Below are 14181 nucleotides of genomic sequence, written 5' to 3'. Positions count from 1 at the left end.
CTTAGCCCGATCGAAGCGTGTCGCCGGGGCGCCCGCCGGGCGCAGCACCGCGAAGCTGTGCGAATGACCCATGACAGCCGTCAGGCACGCTGGGAGAACCGCACGGAGGCACCGCTGGCCGTGGCCTCGCTGCTCTACCTGATCTCGTACGCGGTGCTGGTCCTGGCCTCTGGGCTGCCCGGGGCATGGCGCGGCGTCTGTCTCTCGGTGATCTTCGCGGCCTGGGCCGCCTTCGCAGTGGACTACGCGGTGCGGTGGCGGCTGAGCGGGCAGGGACCGCGCTTCGTACGCAGCCACTGGCTGGACACCCTCGTCCTCGTGCTGCCCCTGCTGCGGCCGCTGCGCATCGTGCACATCTATGAGGCCGTCCAGCGCAGACAAGGGAGGCCGCGTCTGCCCCTGCACGCGCGCGTGGTCACGTACGCCGGTCTTTCGGTGCTGCTCCTCGGCTTCGCCGGGGCGCTGGCCGTCTACCAGCATGAGCACGCGGCTCCGGGCGCGACGATCCTCACCTTCGGGGACTCGGTGTGGTGGACGTCGGCCACGCTCGCGACCGTGGGATACGGCGATGTGGCGCCCGTGACGCCGCTGGGGCGCGTGATCGCGGTGGGCCTGATGCTCTGCGGCCTCGCGCTGCTCGGCGCGGTGACGGGGTCGTTCTCGTCGTGGATGTTGCAGGTGTTCACGCGGGAGGACGACGAGAGGCCCCCGGGACGGTGATCGTCCCGGGGGCCTGACTCCCGCGTCGGCGGGGGCGGATCACACCTGCTCGCGACGCTCCACCACGTCGAGGAGCTTGGCGAGCGCCTGGTCGCGCGGGATGCCGTTCTCCTGCGAGCCGTCGCGGTAGCGGAAGGAGATCGTGCCCGCGTTCATGTCGTCGTCACCGACGATGATCATGAACGGGACCTTCAGCTTCTGCTGCGTCCTGATCTTCTTCTGCATGCGGTCGGACGAGGCGTCCACCTCGACCCGAAGGCCCTTCTTCTTGGCCTCGGCCGCGAACTCCTGGAGGTACGGGATGTGCGCGTCACCGACCGGGATGCCCACGGCCTGCACCGGGGCGAGCCACGGCGGCATCGCACCCGCGTAGTGCTCCAGGAGCACCGCGAAGAACCGCTCGATCGACCCGAAGAGCGCGCGGTGGATCATCACCGGACGCTGCTTCGAGCCGTCGGGCGAGGTGTACTCGAGGTTGAAGCGCTCCGGCAGGTTGAAGTCCAGCTGCACCGTCGACATCTGCCAGGTACGGCCGATGGCGTCCTTGCACTGCACGGAGATCTTCGGGCCGTAGAAGGCGGCGCCGCCCGGGTCCGGGACCAGCGGCAGGCCCTGCTTCTCGGCGACCCTGCGCAGCGTCTCGGTGGCCTCTTCCCAGGCCTCGTCCGAGCCGACGAACTTCTCCGGGTCCTTGGTGGACAGCTCCAGGTAGAAGTCGGTCAGGCCGTAGTCGCGAAGCAGGTTCAGGACGAAGGTGAGCGTCGTGTCGAGCTCGTCCGCCATCTGCTCCTTGGTGCAGTAGATGTGCGCGTCGTCCTGGGTGAAGCCGCGGGCACGGGTGAGACCGTGCACGACGCCGGACTTCTCGTACCGGTACACCGTGCCGAACTCGAAGAGACGCAGCGGCAGTTCACGGTAGGAACGCCCGCGCGCATCGAAGATCAGGTTGTGCATCGGGCAGTTCATGGGCTTGAGGTAGTAGTCCACGCCCTCGTCGAGCTGCATGGGCGGGTACATGCCGTCGGCGTACCAGTCCAGGTGGCCCGAGGTCTCGAAGAGCTTCCCCTTCGTGGCGTGGGGGGTGTAGACGAACTCGTACCCCTCCTCCTCGTGGCGCCGCCGCGAGTAGTCCTCCATGACCCGGCGGATGATGCCGCCCTTGGGGTGGAAGACCGCGAGGCCCGAGCCGATCTGCTCCGGGATGGAGAAGAGGTCCAGCTCGCTGCCGAGCTTGCGGTGGTCGCGCTTCTCGGCCTCGGCGAGGAACTCCAGGTGGGCCTTGAGCTCGTCCTTCGTGGGCCAGGCGGTGCCGTAGATGCGCTGGAGCATCGGGTTCTTCTCGCTGCCGCGCCAGTACGCGGCGGCGTTGCGCATCAGCTTGAACGCCGGGATGTTGCGGGTGGTGGGCAGGTGGGGACCGCGGCAGAGGTCCTTCCAGCACAGGTCGCCGGTCTTCGGGTCGAGGTTGTCGTAGATGGTCAGCTCGCCGCCGCCCACCTCGACGTCCGCGCCGTCGTCGCTCGAAGCGGAGCCCTTGATGCCGATGAGCTCCAGCTTGTACGGCTCGTCGGCGAGCTCCTCGCGGGCGGCCTCGTCCGTGACGACGCGGCGCGAGAAGCGCTGGCCGCGCTTCTGGATCTCCTGCATCTTCTTCTCGATGGCCTTGAGATCCTCGGGCGTGAACGGCTTCTCGACGTCGAAGTCGTAGTAGAAGCCGTTCTGGACCGGCGGGCCGATGCCCAGCTTGGCGTCCGGGAAGAGCTCCTGCACGGCCTGCGCCATCACGTGCGCGGTGGAGTGGCGCAGGATGTTCAGGCCGTCCTCGGAGGAGATCTCGACCGGCTCGACCTCCTCGCCGTCCTGCACGGCGTACGCGAGGTCCTTCAGCTCGCCGGCCACGCGGGCGGCGACGATGGTGCGCTCTCCGGCGAAGAGTTCGGCGGCCGTAGTGCCCGTCGTCACCACGCGCTCTTCCCGCTCGGAATCGCGATGGATGATCACACGGACGTCTGACACCGGTCTTCTCCTACCTGAAGGGGGTCGCGGCAGATCTGCTCCTGCGCGCGAAACGAATCGTACCGAGCCGGGGGCGCCCATCGCGAAACGGTTACCTCCCCGGCCCCGGCCGCGCCCCGCCTCAGACGCCCCTAGTCGCCGCTGCACGCCTCCTCAGTCGCCGCTGCACGCCTCCTCGAAGAAGTCGAGATTCTCCTGGAGCGACTTCATCAGGCGGTCCTTCTCCCCCTCGTCCACCTGCACCGGCACCACTCCCGAGGCCCCGGTGAGCCGCCGGAACCCGCCCCGGCTCTCCAGGCGCCCGTGCACCCGGATCGGCAGCCCCACCAGATGGGCATGGCCCGCGATGCGGTAGGACTCCTCGTCGAGGGTCATGCGTACGTGGGGGACGTCCGCGCCCCCGAGCACCCGGACCCGCACCGTGCCCTCGCCCCGCGGCCCCGACCGCCGCATCCGCACCACAGCCCCCGTGATCCGCACCGGCATCGCCGGCTCGTCCCGCAGATAGCGGGCGCTCGCCTCCCTGAGCACCGTCAGGTCACCGGGCGAGAACTCGACGGGCTCGGCATCGACGGCGCACCCCTCGGGCACCCCGGCGGCCGGCGCCCACTCCACGGCGATCCGCGCCCCCTCCGTTCCCCGCACCAGGGCCACGACGGCCTCCGTCAGCTCATGGCTGACGCCTGCCTCCACGGCTCCGTCGAAGGCGTCCATGCCACCGGTGGCGCGCTGGTAGTCGACGGCCTCGCGGACCGCGTACAGCGCCTGGTGCAGCCGCACCGCGAGGAGCCGCCCGGTCAGGACGGGCACGAACGCCGTGAGCTGCCGCCCGCCGGGAGCGGGCCCGACCAGGACGCTCTCCAGGGACGCGGCGGCGGGCCCGCGGTGCCGCGCCCCGTAGTACCCGGCACGGCCACGCGCCGCGAGGGCCCCCGCGAGCAGCATCTGCCGCGCCGCCGCCCGCAGTTGTTCCTCGGCCGTCCAGGTCGCGGCGCCCGCCGGACCTGCCGGGACGTCCCGCCACCAGCGGATCTCGTCGCTCGGCACGGTGAGCCCGACGAGCACGTCACGCGCGGACGGCGACGCGCTGCGCGACAGGGCGACGAGCGCCTCGCCGAGCAGGTCCTCGCAGTCGGGGAAGGCCCTGCTCTCCGGCACGAGCAGGCTCGTGCCACCGGCGCCGGGGCCAGGCGGGGTCCAGCGGGCATAGCGGCCCGCCGCTCCTCCGCGCCGGTGCCAGCCGTGCCGGTCGAGCAGCGCGCCGAGCACGGCGGGGTCGACCTGCGAAGGCTCGGGGGGACCCAGCGGGGCCAGCGGATCGGCCCAGCTGCCCGCGGCTTCAACGGGGTGCGGGCGGACGGGTCGTACTGGCTCTTCGATCGGGCGGTGCATCAGGGTCTCCCTCCCGTCCCGACCCGCGTCATGATCTCGCAGAGGGCCCTGTCGTCGAAGATCCGCGAGGTCGGGACGCGCACGGTGGTCCTGCGCCGGCCGGTCACCTGGTGTCCGGCGAGGTTGGTCCAGTAGCAGCAGTGCCGCAGGTCGAGCCGGTCATGGCCCGCGCGCAGCCAGTCGTCCTGCGACCGGGGCACGAGCATCACGACCAGGATCTTGTGCACCGAGACCGGGGTCCGGGCGAGCTTCTCCAGATGCGGGTTGTCGAGCGTGAAGGAGAAGGCGGCGCCCGGGGGGTTCGGCGGTATCTGGTAGGTGCACTTGAGCTGCACCTTGATGGTGACTTCGTCGTCGACCGTGTGCCCGGGGGCGCTGTGGCTGACGTGCCAGTCGATTCCGTTGTCCGGAAATGGCTGGGAGAGCGAGCACCCCGCCGCGGCGGCGACGGCGTGCAGATAGCCCACCTGGAGGGTCTCCATACAGGCGGTGGTGGCGAGTGTGCCGCGCGGCGGTGCGATCCGCTCGGGCAGCAGCCCACCCTGTTCGGGCTGCGCGAGCGCCATGTCCAACGTGCCTTCCGAACCAGTGAATTCCCGCATCGGGCCGGTCAATTCCCGTGCCCTGTACCTCTGTTGTCTCCGGGCCGCGTACAGCGCAAACGGCCCGGGTATCACCGGTGTGGGCAGGGGAGGAAAGCCATCTGCCGGACATGATCGAGGAGTTGCGTCACTATGACGTGCTGGTACGAGGGGCCCTTGGCCGCATTCGACACGGAGACCACGGGCGTCGACGTCGAGACCGACCGCATTGTGTCGGCCGCCGTCGTCGTCCAGCAGGGCGCGGGCACCCGTCCGCGCATCACGCGCTGGCTGGTGAACCCGGGCGTTCCGGTGCCCGAGAGCGCCACCGCGGTGCACGGCCTGACGGAGGAACATCTGCAGCACAACGGCCGCTGGCCCGCGCCGGTGATGGAGGAGATAGCAAGGGAGCTGGCGGAACAGGGCGCGGCGGGCCGCCCCATCGTCGTCATGAACGCACCCTTCGATCTGACCATCCTGGACCGGGAGTTGCGCAGGCACCGCGCGTCGTCGCTCAGCCACTACATGGCGGGGTCACCGCTGTGTGTCCTGGATCCGAGGGTCCTGGACAAGCAGCTCGACCGGTACCGCAAGGGCCGCCGCACGCTGACCGATCTGTGCGCGCACTACGCGGTGGAGCTGGACGAGGCACACGACGCGGCGGCCGACGCGCAGGCGGCGCTGGATGTCGTGCGTGCCGTGGGGCAGCGCTTCGCGTCCCGGCTCGAACGGCTCTCGCCGGCCGAGCTGCACGCGCTGCAGGCGGTGTGGCACGCGGCACAGGCGCGCGGTCTGCAGGCCTGGTTCGCGCGCAGCGGTACGCCGGAGGCAGTGGATCCCGCATGGCCGCTGCGTCCCGAAATGCCCGCGGCCGCCTGACTCTTACCGGCCCGGCACTGGCCTGAGGGCATGAAAAAACCGGTCCGTCGATGACGGACCGGCATTCTCCGGGTGGGCGATACTGGGTTCGAACCAGTGACCTCTTCGGTGTGAACGAAGCGCTCTCCCACTGAGCTAATCGCCCGGGAACGGACTGAACAATACAGGTCTTCGCGGGTTTCCTTCAAACCGCTTGTGCGAGAGCCCTCAGACCCCCCTGAGGTCCCTTCCGAGGTGCTTCTTCAGACCTCGCTCACCCGCGCGCATCATCAGCGCGTGGTTGAGGAGGAAGACGGGCCTCCCGGGGACGGCGAGACGTCGCATCAGCGGTTTGCGCACCACCACTTCCTGGTCGTAGACCGCCCGCGTGCCGCCCGTGACCGCCGTGAGGGTCCAGCGCGCCCAGCCGTCCAGATCCCCGGTCATCACGATCTCCAGGATCCCGGCCTCCGGGTCGCGGCGCCGTTCCTCGGCGGTGACGAGCAGGTCGTACGGCAGGAGGGAGCGGAAGCGCGCGGTGCCGCTCCGTCCGTCCAGGGGTGTCACCTCGCGCACCTGGGGCCACCACGCCGGATAGTCCTCGGCACGTTCGAGGGCCGCGTACACGTCGGCGGGCGGCGCGGGCACGTTCCAGACACTGCGGAAGCGGTAGTGGCTCCAGTCCATGGTCCGAGTCTGCCGGTAGGACCCCGATCTGAGTACGTAGTGAGTATCCGAACCCATGCCCGCCGCAGTGTCCTGGACCACACTCCCGGGCATGACGAACATTCCGCCCCCGGCCGAGGAGCTCCGCATCCTCGACCTGGAGCTGCGCCGAATCGACGCGCGCAGGACGCAGTTGCTGCAACGCCGCGCCTGGCTCCTCGGCGCGCTGCAAGCGGCTGCCGCACCCGCTCCCGCTCCCCCGCGGCCGGTCCGCGCCCCCGAGGCCGCACCGCCGAACGTGCAGAACGCGCTGCTCACGCTGGGCGGCATCCTGCTGACCATCGCGGCGATCGCCTTCACGCTGGTGAGCTGGGGGCACCTGGGCATCGGCGGGCGCAGCGCCGTCCTCGCGGCCGTGACGCTGACGGCACTCGGCGTCCCCGCGCTACTGCTGCGCCGGAAGCTGCGTTCGACGGCGGAGACGGTGGCCGCGCTCGGCCTCGCCCTGACCGTCCTCGACGCGTACGCCCTCCATGTCGTCGCCCTGCCACAGGCCGACACCCTCGGTTACACGGCGGCCGCGTCCGCCGTGCTCGCAGCGCTGTGGGCGGGCTACGGCCTTGCGTTCCGCGAGCTGCGGCTGCCGTTGCCGCTGGCCGTCGCGACCGCTCAACTCCCCTTGTTCCTCTGGGCGCGTGCCGCGGACGCGGGTGACCACGCGACGGCGGCGGCCCTTCTGGCGACGGCGGCGTTCGACGTCGCCGTCGCGCTGCGGGTCGGCGACCCTGGCGTGCGCGTCATCGCGACCGTCGGGGCCTGCGCCGCCGGGCTGTGGGGCGCGATGGCCGCCGGATATCTGTCCTGGTCGGCCACGGATCTGCCGGACGCGGCGCGGGCGGGCGCGCTCCTCCTGCTGGCCGCGTCGATCGCGCTGGTGGCGGCATGGCTGATCACGCAGCCTCCGCAGGCGACGGGTGCGGCGTTCGCGGGCGGCCTGCTCGTGACGGCTGCGGCCGGTGGCGTGCTGCGCGAGGCGCTGCCCGCGGCGTGGACGGTTCCCGGCTATCTGGCGTGTGCCGTCGCACTGTTGGCGGTCGTACGCACCGCCTTGCCGCGCCCCGTTCAGCGCGGGATCGCCGGGTCGGCGCTCCTGGTGCAGGCGCTCGCGGCGCTGTGGACGCTGCCCGCGTTCGTCACCGCCCTGCTCGGGCCCGCGAGTTGGGCGGCGAAGGCGTGGTCGGGCGCCCCGTCGGACACGGGCGACGCGCTCGCCGTGCCCGAACTGCCCGCGCAGCACCCCGTCATGGCCTCGCTCGTCCTCGCCACCGTCGCCGGAGTCCTGTTCGCGGCGGCCCGGCTGCTGCCCGCGGCCGCCGAGCAGCCTGGGGAACCGCCGAGCGGCCAGGCACCGGCCACCCCTGCCGCACCGCCTGCGGAACCCGCCGCAGAGCCCGGCTCAGGTCCCGGCTCAGGCCCCGCCGGGCATCCCGCCACCAAGGCTTCTGCCCAACCGCCCCTCCCCGACGTCACCATCTCGGGCGCCCTGGCCCTCACCTGGGCCGCCCTCCTCATCCTCCCGTCCGCACTCCAACTCCCCTACGCATTCGGGGTATCGGCGTACGTCGCGCTGAGCGCGGCCCTGCTCGCCGTCGCGTCGCGGGTCCGCTCGAAGGCGGTTGCCTTCACCTCACTGGTTCTGGCGGTCACTTCTTCGGTGAGCGTCGCGCTCCTGGCCCTTGCCACCACTGCGGCGACGCTCGGCACCCTCGGCGCCCTGACGGCGCTGTTCCTGGCAGCGACCGTGCTCGCCGCCCGCCGCAGGGAAGCCACGCCGGGCGTGGCACCCGTCGCCGCCTGCGCCACGGTCGCGTACGCCGCCGCGCTCGTCTGCGCCACCGGCACGGCCTGGAACCTGCGTCCGGAGCACGTCGGGCTGCTCATGCTCGTCGTCCCCGCGCTCGGCGCCCTCGCCGCGGCCCGGCTCGGCCGTCATCCGCTGACGCCGCCGGTGGAGATCACCGGGGCGGTCGCGGGCGCAATCGCCGTCGCCCTCACCATGGGACACGCAACGACCTTCGCCCTGGCCCTCGCGCTCGGCGGCGTCATCGCCGCGGGCACCGCGCTCCGCACGGACCGCCGCCCCGTCGGGTACGCGGCCGGGGCGCTGTTCCTCCTGGCGACCTGGGTGCGCCTGGCCGCCTGGGGCGTCGAGACCCCGGAGGCGTACACCCTGCCGGTCACCGTCCCGGCGCTCGTGATCGGCGCTCTGCGGCGCCGCCACACCCCCGAGACGTCCTCCTGGACGGCCTACGGCCCCGGCCTCGCGGCGACCCTCCTGCCGAGCCTCGTCGCCGCCTGGAGCGACGCGCACTGGCAGCGACCGCTGCTCCTGGGCACCGCGGCTCTGCTGATCACGCTGGCGGGCGCCCGGCACCGGCTGCAGGCGCCGTTGGCGCTCGGCGGCACGGTCCTCGCCCTGGACGCGCTGCACGAACTGGCGCCCTACATCGTCCAAGTGGTGGACGTCCTGCCGCGCTGGCTGCCGCCCGCGCTCGCCGGCCTCCTGCTCCTCGCCATCGGCGCGACGTACGAACAGCGATTGCGCGACGCACGCCGCGTCCGTGACGTTCTCGGCAGAATGCGCTGACTCCGCTTTTCCGTGCGACAGCCGACGGGGCATCAATTCCCTTGTGCCGCACGGGAAAGCGAGCGAATACGACTGCGGCCCGGAGGCTGTAAGCCTCCGGGCCGCAGTTCCGGGGTGGGCGATACTGGGTTCGAACCAGTGACCTCTTCGGTGTGAACGAAGCGCTCTCCCACTGAGCTAATCGCCCCGGGCGCACGGAGAACATTACCGCATGTCAGCGGGTGCCTCCGACCGCCGTGGAGTCACCCGGAGGTCACTCCTTGATCTTCCATGGCATCTCGAGGCCGAACTTCCAGACGTAGATCCCGACGAGCACGGCGATGATCACCAGACCGATGGTCGTCAGGATGATGTTCCGGCGGCGCACCTTCGGGTCGAGCGCGCGCTGCGCCGCCTCCGTGACCTTCCGCTTCGTCCAGCGAAGGACCAGCTGGGCCCAGACGAACTCGGTCGCCCAGATCGCCATTCCGCCGAAGATCACCAGCCAGCCAGGGCCGGGCAGCGGCAGCATGACGATGCCCGCGGCAACCACAGCGAGGCCGACGACGAAGACGCCCACCTGCCAGCTGAGGTGCAGCGCCTTGCGCGCCTGAATGAACTCCGGCGCACGCGATCCGAGCGGCTGTTCGTCCTTCGTACCGGTGATTGTTTCAGCAACCCCCGGCTCGTTACTCCCCGTATTCATACGGCCAAACCCTACCGGACGGAAACCCGTCACTGGAATGGCTGTACCCACCGAACAAACAACCCGCCGTACGAGCTACCTAAAGACACCCAAAACCCTCAGAGGGGTTTACAACGGCACCGTAGGTGGCATGTCGATTTCGCCGACGTGCGAATCCCCGAGCGCACACTGAGCGAAAGGCCCTGGCGCTTATGAACACCACGGTCAGCTGCGAGCTGCACCTGCGCCTCGTTGTGTCGAGCGAGTCCTCACTGCCTGTACCCGCAGGACTGCGGTATGACACGGCCGATCCCTATGCCGTGCACGCCACCTTCCACACCGGAGCCGAGGAAACCGTCGAGTGGGTGTTCGCCCGCGACCTCCTCGCCGAGGGCCTGCACCGGCCCACCGGTACCGGCGACGTCCGAGTCTGGCCGTCCCGGAGCCACGGTCAGGGCGTTGTCTGCATCGCCCTGAGTTCCCCCGAGGGTGAGGCTCTGCTCGAGGCCCCGGCGCGGGCCCTGGAATCGTTCCTGAAGCGAACCGACGCGGCCGTGCCGCCCGGCACGGAACACCGCCACTTCGATCTGGATACGGAGCTCTCGCACATCCTGGCCGAAAGCTAGCTCCAGGCCGCGCGAGAGCGCCCGGCGCCGTCCGACTCGGGGCGACGGCTCGGGCATGACAACCGCACAGTGCAGACACACGTGCAGACACACCGGCGCCGTCGCCGCGGATTCCCGCGGGGACGGCGCCGGTGTGTCGTGTCGTGAAGCCGCTAGCATCGGCCAGCATCGGCGGGCACCCTTCCCCGAGCTCTCCATGAGCAGGGCAGGCCCCACTACCCCCAGGCCAGGGAGCAAATCGTGCTGATCACCCACGACACCCGGTGCGCACTCGACGCCGTGGTCGATCTGGTGAACACCGCGCCGGACACCGAGGGCGCGGCGGGCGCCGAGACGGAGGGGCTCACGGACGTCGCAGCCCTGGAAGAATTCGTACGAAGCCATGGCATAAGTGACGTCGGCGTGCTCTCGGAGCGTGACCTGATCGGCGTCCGGCAGATCCGGAGCCGCTTCCACGAAGTCTTCACGGCGCCCGAGCCGCGGGCCGCGGCGGCGGTGATCAACGAACTGATCGCGGCGGCGGGCACCACGCCCCGGCTCACCGACCACGACAGCTACGACTGGCACGTGCACTACTTCGCGCCCGGCGCCTCCATCGCCGACCACCTCGCGGCGGACTGCGGGATGGCGCTCGCGTTCTTCGTGGTCGCCGGCGAGCAGGAGCGGCTGCGGCGCTGCGAGGCCCCGGACTGCCGGCGCGCCTTCGTCGACCTCTCCCGCAACCGCTCGCGCCGCTACTGCGACAGCCGCACCTGCGGCAACCGGCTGCACGTCGCCGCCTACCGGGCCCGGCGCAAGGAAGCGGCGGGCTGAGCCCACCGCGGCGCCTCCTAGGGCCCCAGCAGATCGTGCAACGACCCCAGCAGGAGCAGGACGCCGATCACCGCCAGGAAGATCATCAGGGGTGGCTGGGAGAGCGCGAACAGACAGCCCTTGGGCTCTTCGGTCGCGGCTCGCTCATCGGTCGGCGGGGCGGCATCGCCCTGTGCGGTGTCCAGCATCTCGCGGCGATGATGACTCAGTCCCGGGGGTACCGGTGACCAACACGCCCGGAAGGCGCGGGAGTTCGCCGCATTCCGTGAACTGCGAAAGTCCAGCGCCCCGCGCGTTCCGTCCATGGCCCACCAGCGACGCACCTCGTCAGACTCGGCACCGCCGCCGTCCACACGAACGAGGGAGTCTCATGCCCATCGAACGCAGACGGTTGTTGACGACCGCGCTCGGCACGACCGCGGCAGCGCTGGTGCCGCTCTCCGCGGCACCCACCGCGTCCGCCGCCAGGGCGACCACCCAGGCCACCTCCTGGCACCGGGGCCCCCACCGCGGCATCCGCCCCGACGACCCGGCGGGCCGCGCCCCGTTGGCCAATCCACGGCGCGGGTTCCGCTACGAGATGTCGTACAACGCCGTGGATCTGACGAGCCCCTGGCCGAACGAGCAGGACCACTCCCCCGACGCCGCACGGACCCTGGAGCTCCTGGAGCGCGAGTACGGCCCCGGCGCCAACCTGACCCAGCTGTACTTCTACCTCTGGGACTTCGCGACCTCCACGATCCCGCCGAGCGCGCTGGACAACATCGAGAGCGTCCTGCGCGGACTGCGCCGCAAGGGATACGCGGCCGTCCTGCGCTTCGTGTACGACGACGGTGTGCGGGAGAACCGCCGCTACACCGTGCGGGACATCCAGCGGCACATCGGGCAGCTGGCACCGGTCGTCGCGCGCAACAGCGACGTGGTGGCCGTGTGGCAGGCCGGCTTCCTGGGCGCCTGGGGCGAGTGGCACGGAAGTCACTACGCCCACGAGACCTACCCCGACGCCGTCACCGCCATCATGACGAGTCTCGTCGAGGCGCTGCCGCCCGGCCTGCACACCCAGGTCCGCTACGCCGAGAAGCGCGACATGATCACCAACAGGGCGATCCTTGACCGGGTCGGCTTCCACAACGACTACGTGACGCTCGGCGAGGGCGAATGGGACTACTACGTCCCCGACAACCCTGGCTGGCCCAGCTATCTCGACGTCTCGCGGACGCGGATGGTGGACGGGGAGATGCCGTGGGACAAGGGGCAGAGCGCGGATCCGTACGCGTGGAGCACCGTCATCCCGGGGGTGGCCGCCGCGCGGCGGCTGCAGACGCTGGGATTCGACAGCCTCTCCCTGGTGCACAACGCCACAGTGACCGTTCCGGCCTGGAAGACGGCGGAGCTCACCGAGCGGCAGACTGCGGACGCGTTGCTTCCGGTCTCGGACGGCTACTTCCGGGGGCGTGACGGGCGGCCGGTGGCGCGCACGCAGTTCGAATATCTGCGGGATCACCTGGGCTACCGGATCGAGGTGCGCGAGGCACGCCACGATCCGTCCGGCGTCCGGCGCGGCCGTCTCCCCGTGCAGGTCGACGTGGTCAACCGCGGCTTCGCGGCGCCGAAGCACCCGCGTCCCGTGCGGCTCGTGCTCCTGGACGCGGACGGGCGGACGGTGGCCTCCACGGACACCGGGGCGGACTGGCGCGACTGGCGGCCGCAGGGGCGTGCGGAGACCGGGGACGACCACTCGGGCCCGGCCGTGGCGACCGTACGCGCGGAGCTCGCCGTGCCCGCCGGGGCGCGCGGTCCACATCGCGTGGGCCTGGCCCTGCCCGACCCCGCGTTCCCCGGGAGGGGGCGCGCGGTGCGGTGCGCGAACGCGTCGACGGAGTGGGTCGACGGCGTGAACGTGGTCGCGAAGGTGCAGCTGGGCGGCTGACCCAGGGGCGGGAACCGCTCCCGTCGGATGCCGTGGCCCCTCGGATGCCGTGGTCCCTCAGATGCCGGGCCGCGCTCAGATGCCGTGCTTCTTCAGGATCGCCTCGATGTCGCTGAAGTCCTCCTTGGGCGCGGCCGCCTTCGGCTTGGCCGCCGGCTGGGCGGCCGGGCGGGCGCCCTGGCCCAGGGAGGGCGCGGATGCCGCGGGGGCCACCGCCTCACGCTGGGCCGCCTTCGCGGCCTTGCGCTCCTTGCGGGTGCCGCCGGAGCGGCGCTCCACGGCGCGGCTGATCATGAAGAGCAGCCAGGCGACGCCGAGGACACCGAAGCCCGCCCATGCCTTCATGCTGAAGGCGGTGTCGGCCAGCCATCCGACGACGCCGGTCATCACCAGGCCGACCGGAACCAGGGAGTAGGCGGCGAGGCGCGTCGCCGCGAGGAAGCGCTTGCGATAGGCCGTGATCGCGGCAATGCCGAGGCCGGCCGCGGATACGGCGGAACAGACGGTCTCGGCAATCATCCGGTCCTCCAGGCGTGCGGGCGAAGACGGTGGCCCTGACTGGCACTGTCCTCCCTCCATCCTGCACCGGGTGGACCCTCACAAGCCACGCCTCGAGCGGACTTCAGGGACATATCAGGGTCACGCCTCCTCCGCAGGTTCAGGTCGGCGCCCCCGCCCCGGTTGGGAGGCGGACGCGGGGCTGGAAGACTGTGCCCCATGAGCGACTCTGCCCCCGCCGACCCCACCAACCCTCTCGTCATCGACATCTGGTGCGAGCTGCAGTGCCCGGACTGCCGGACCGCCCTCGACGACGTACGCACGCTCCGTGCCCGCTACGGCGACCGCGTCGACCTGCGGCTGCGGCACTTCCCCCTCGAGAAGCACAAGCACGCCTTCGCCGCCGCCCAGGCCGCCGAGGAGGCCTTCGAGCAGGGCCAGGGCTGGGCGTACGTCGAGGCCGTGCTCGGCCGGGTCGAGGATCTGACCCGCGAGGGCGAACCCTTCCTGGTCGAGGCCGCGCGTGAACTCGGCCTGGACGCGGAGGAGTTCGACACCGCGCTCGTCGACGGCCGGCACATGCTTATCGTCGACGCCGACCAGGCCGAGGGCAAGGCGATCGGCGTCACCGGGACACCGACGTACGTCATCGGGGGCGAGCGCCTCGACGGCGGCAAGAGCCAGGACGGCCTGCTCGAGCGCGTCGAGGAGATCACGGACCTCCTGCTCGCGGCCTCCGGGCGGGACGGCTCCTAGAGCGGCTTCCTGTA

14 protein-coding genes and 2 tRNA genes are annotated in these 14181 nt (G+C 71.2%); 7 read left to right on the top strand and 9 right to left on the bottom strand.

Annotated elements, in window-relative coordinates:
* Positions 1-63 precede the first annotated feature (63 nt).
* Positions 64-720 (top strand): potassium channel family protein, encoded by a 657-nt coding sequence (locus tag ABD378_RS35110; protein ID WP_344527817.1) that lies wholly within the window; start codon positions 64-66, stop codon positions 718-720.
* A gap of 39 nt (positions 721-759) precedes the next feature.
* Here ABD378_RS35110 and thrS read toward each other — a convergent pair whose 3' ends face one another.
* The 3 genes from thrS to ABD378_RS35095 form a co-directional block, all read right to left on the bottom strand.
* Positions 760-2736 carry a threonine--tRNA ligase gene (gene thrS, locus ABD378_RS35105; RefSeq protein WP_344527815.1) on the bottom strand — a complete coding sequence of 659 codons (1977 nt, stop codon included), beginning with the start codon at positions 2734-2736 and terminating at the stop codon, positions 760-762.
* 153 nt (positions 2737-2889) lie between these two features.
* Complete coding sequence (locus ABD378_RS35100; RefSeq protein WP_344527896.1) at positions 2890-4131, bottom strand: hypothetical protein; 1242 nt, start codon at positions 4129-4131, stop codon at positions 2890-2892.
* A complete protein-coding gene (locus ABD378_RS35095) occupies positions 4128-4694 on the bottom strand; it encodes a DUF4365 domain-containing protein (RefSeq protein ID WP_344527813.1) in 567 nt (188 codons plus the stop codon). Before ABD378_RS35095 ends, ABD378_RS35100 begins: the two co-directional genes overlap by 4 nt.
* 168 nt (positions 4695-4862) lie before the next feature.
* Between ABD378_RS35095 and ABD378_RS35090 the strand changes: the two genes are divergently transcribed.
* Complete coding sequence (locus ABD378_RS35090; protein ID WP_344527811.1) at positions 4863-5588, top strand: 3'-5' exonuclease; 726 nt, start codon at positions 4863-4865, stop codon at positions 5586-5588.
* 73 nt (positions 5589-5661) lie between these two features.
* On the opposite strand, the gene ABD378_RS35085 is transcribed toward ABD378_RS35090, so the two are convergent.
* Both ABD378_RS35085 and ABD378_RS35080 read right to left on the bottom strand, forming a co-directional pair.
* Positions 5662-5733 (bottom strand) — tRNA-Val (locus tag ABD378_RS35085).
* A 62-nt stretch (positions 5734-5795) separates the two neighbouring features.
* Positions 5796-6254 carry an SRPBCC family protein gene (locus ABD378_RS35080; protein WP_344527809.1) on the bottom strand — a complete coding sequence of 153 codons (459 nt, stop codon included), beginning with the start codon at positions 6252-6254 and terminating at the stop codon, positions 5796-5798.
* Between the two features lie 91 nt (positions 6255-6345).
* On the opposite strand from ABD378_RS35080, the gene ABD378_RS35075 reads away from it, so the two are divergent.
* Positions 6346-8880 (top strand): SCO7613 C-terminal domain-containing membrane protein, encoded by a 2535-nt coding sequence (locus ABD378_RS35075; RefSeq protein WP_344527807.1) that lies wholly within the window; start codon positions 6346-6348, stop codon positions 8878-8880.
* A 115-nt stretch (positions 8881-8995) separates the two neighbouring features.
* On the opposite strand, the gene ABD378_RS35070 is transcribed toward ABD378_RS35075, so the two are convergent.
* A tRNA-Val gene (locus tag ABD378_RS35070) sits at positions 8996-9067 on the bottom strand.
* 66 nt (positions 9068-9133) lie between these two features.
* The gene (locus ABD378_RS35065; RefSeq protein ID WP_344527805.1) at positions 9134-9565 is read right to left on the bottom strand and encodes a TIGR02611 family protein; all 432 of its coding nucleotides are present in this window, start codon (positions 9563-9565) and stop codon (positions 9134-9136) included.
* Between the two features lie 191 nt (positions 9566-9756).
* On the opposite strand from ABD378_RS35065, the gene ABD378_RS35060 reads away from it, so the two are divergent.
* Positions 9757-10170, top strand: coding sequence for an SsgA family sporulation/cell division regulator (locus ABD378_RS35060; protein WP_003959770.1), 414 nt, complete (start codon positions 9757-9759; stop codon positions 10168-10170).
* 240 nt (positions 10171-10410) lie between these two features.
* Complete coding sequence (locus ABD378_RS35055) at positions 10411-10983, top strand: CGNR zinc finger domain-containing protein (protein WP_344527803.1); 573 nt, start codon at positions 10411-10413, stop codon at positions 10981-10983.
* 17 nt (positions 10984-11000) lie between these two features.
* Here ABD378_RS35055 and ABD378_RS35050 read toward each other — a convergent pair whose 3' ends face one another.
* On the bottom strand, positions 11001-11171 hold the full coding sequence (locus ABD378_RS35050) for a hypothetical protein (protein ID WP_344527801.1): 171 nt from the start codon (positions 11169-11171) through the stop codon (positions 11001-11003).
* Between the two features lie 182 nt (positions 11172-11353).
* Here ABD378_RS35050 and ABD378_RS35045 point away from each other — a divergent pair, with 182 nt between their 5' ends.
* Positions 11354-12913, top strand: a complete 1560-nt coding sequence (locus tag ABD378_RS35045) for a DUF4874 domain-containing protein (RefSeq protein WP_344527799.1) — start codon at positions 11354-11356, stop codon at positions 12911-12913.
* 75 nt (positions 12914-12988) lie between these two features.
* On the opposite strand, the gene ABD378_RS35040 is transcribed toward ABD378_RS35045, so the two are convergent.
* Positions 12989-13432 (bottom strand): hypothetical protein, encoded by a 444-nt coding sequence (locus ABD378_RS35040; protein WP_344527797.1) that lies wholly within the window; start codon positions 13430-13432, stop codon positions 12989-12991.
* A 198-nt stretch (positions 13433-13630) separates the two neighbouring features.
* On the opposite strand from ABD378_RS35040, the gene ABD378_RS35035 reads away from it, so the two are divergent.
* The gene (locus ABD378_RS35035) at positions 13631-14167 is read left to right on the top strand and encodes a DsbA family protein (protein ID WP_344527795.1); all 537 of its coding nucleotides are present in this window, start codon (positions 13631-13633) and stop codon (positions 14165-14167) included.
* Positions 14168-14181 lie beyond the last annotated feature (14 nt).

Source organism: Streptomyces rectiviolaceus (genome assembly GCF_039533825.1).
Classification (GTDB): domain Bacteria; phylum Actinomycetota; class Actinomycetes; order Streptomycetales; family Streptomycetaceae; genus Streptomyces; species Streptomyces rectiviolaceus.
This window is presented reverse-complemented; position numbering and strand designations above follow the sequence as displayed.

Coding starts and splice junctions, on each gene's coding strand:
- ABD378_RS35110 (WP_344527817.1), top strand. CDS start 64: ATGACCCATGACAGCCGTCAGGCACGCTGGGAGAACCGCACGGAGGCA.
- ABD378_RS35095 (WP_344527813.1), bottom strand. CDS start 4,694: ATGGCGCTCGCGCAGCCCGAACAGGGTGGGCTGCTGCCCGAGCGGATC.
- ABD378_RS35090 (WP_344527811.1), top strand. CDS start 4,863: ATGACGTGCTGGTACGAGGGGCCCTTGGCCGCATTCGACACGGAGACC.
- ABD378_RS35080 (WP_344527809.1), bottom strand. CDS start 6,254: ATGGACTGGAGCCACTACCGCTTCCGCAGTGTCTGGAACGTGCCCGCG.
- ABD378_RS35075 (WP_344527807.1), top strand. CDS start 6,346: ATGACGAACATTCCGCCCCCGGCCGAGGAGCTCCGCATCCTCGACCTG.
- ABD378_RS35065 (WP_344527805.1), bottom strand. CDS start 9,565: ATGAATACGGGGAGTAACGAGCCGGGGGTTGCTGAAACAATCACCGGT.
- ABD378_RS35060 (WP_003959770.1), top strand. CDS start 9,757: ATGAACACCACGGTCAGCTGCGAGCTGCACCTGCGCCTCGTTGTGTCG.
- ABD378_RS35050 (WP_344527801.1), bottom strand. CDS start 11,171: ATGCTGGACACCGCACAGGGCGATGCCGCCCCGCCGACCGATGAGCGA.
- ABD378_RS35045 (WP_344527799.1), top strand. CDS start 11,354: ATGCCCATCGAACGCAGACGGTTGTTGACGACCGCGCTCGGCACGACC.
- ABD378_RS35040 (WP_344527797.1), bottom strand. CDS start 13,432: ATGATTGCCGAGACCGTCTGTTCCGCCGTATCCGCGGCCGGCCTCGGC.
- ABD378_RS35035 (WP_344527795.1), top strand. CDS start 13,631: ATGAGCGACTCTGCCCCCGCCGACCCCACCAACCCTCTCGTCATCGAC.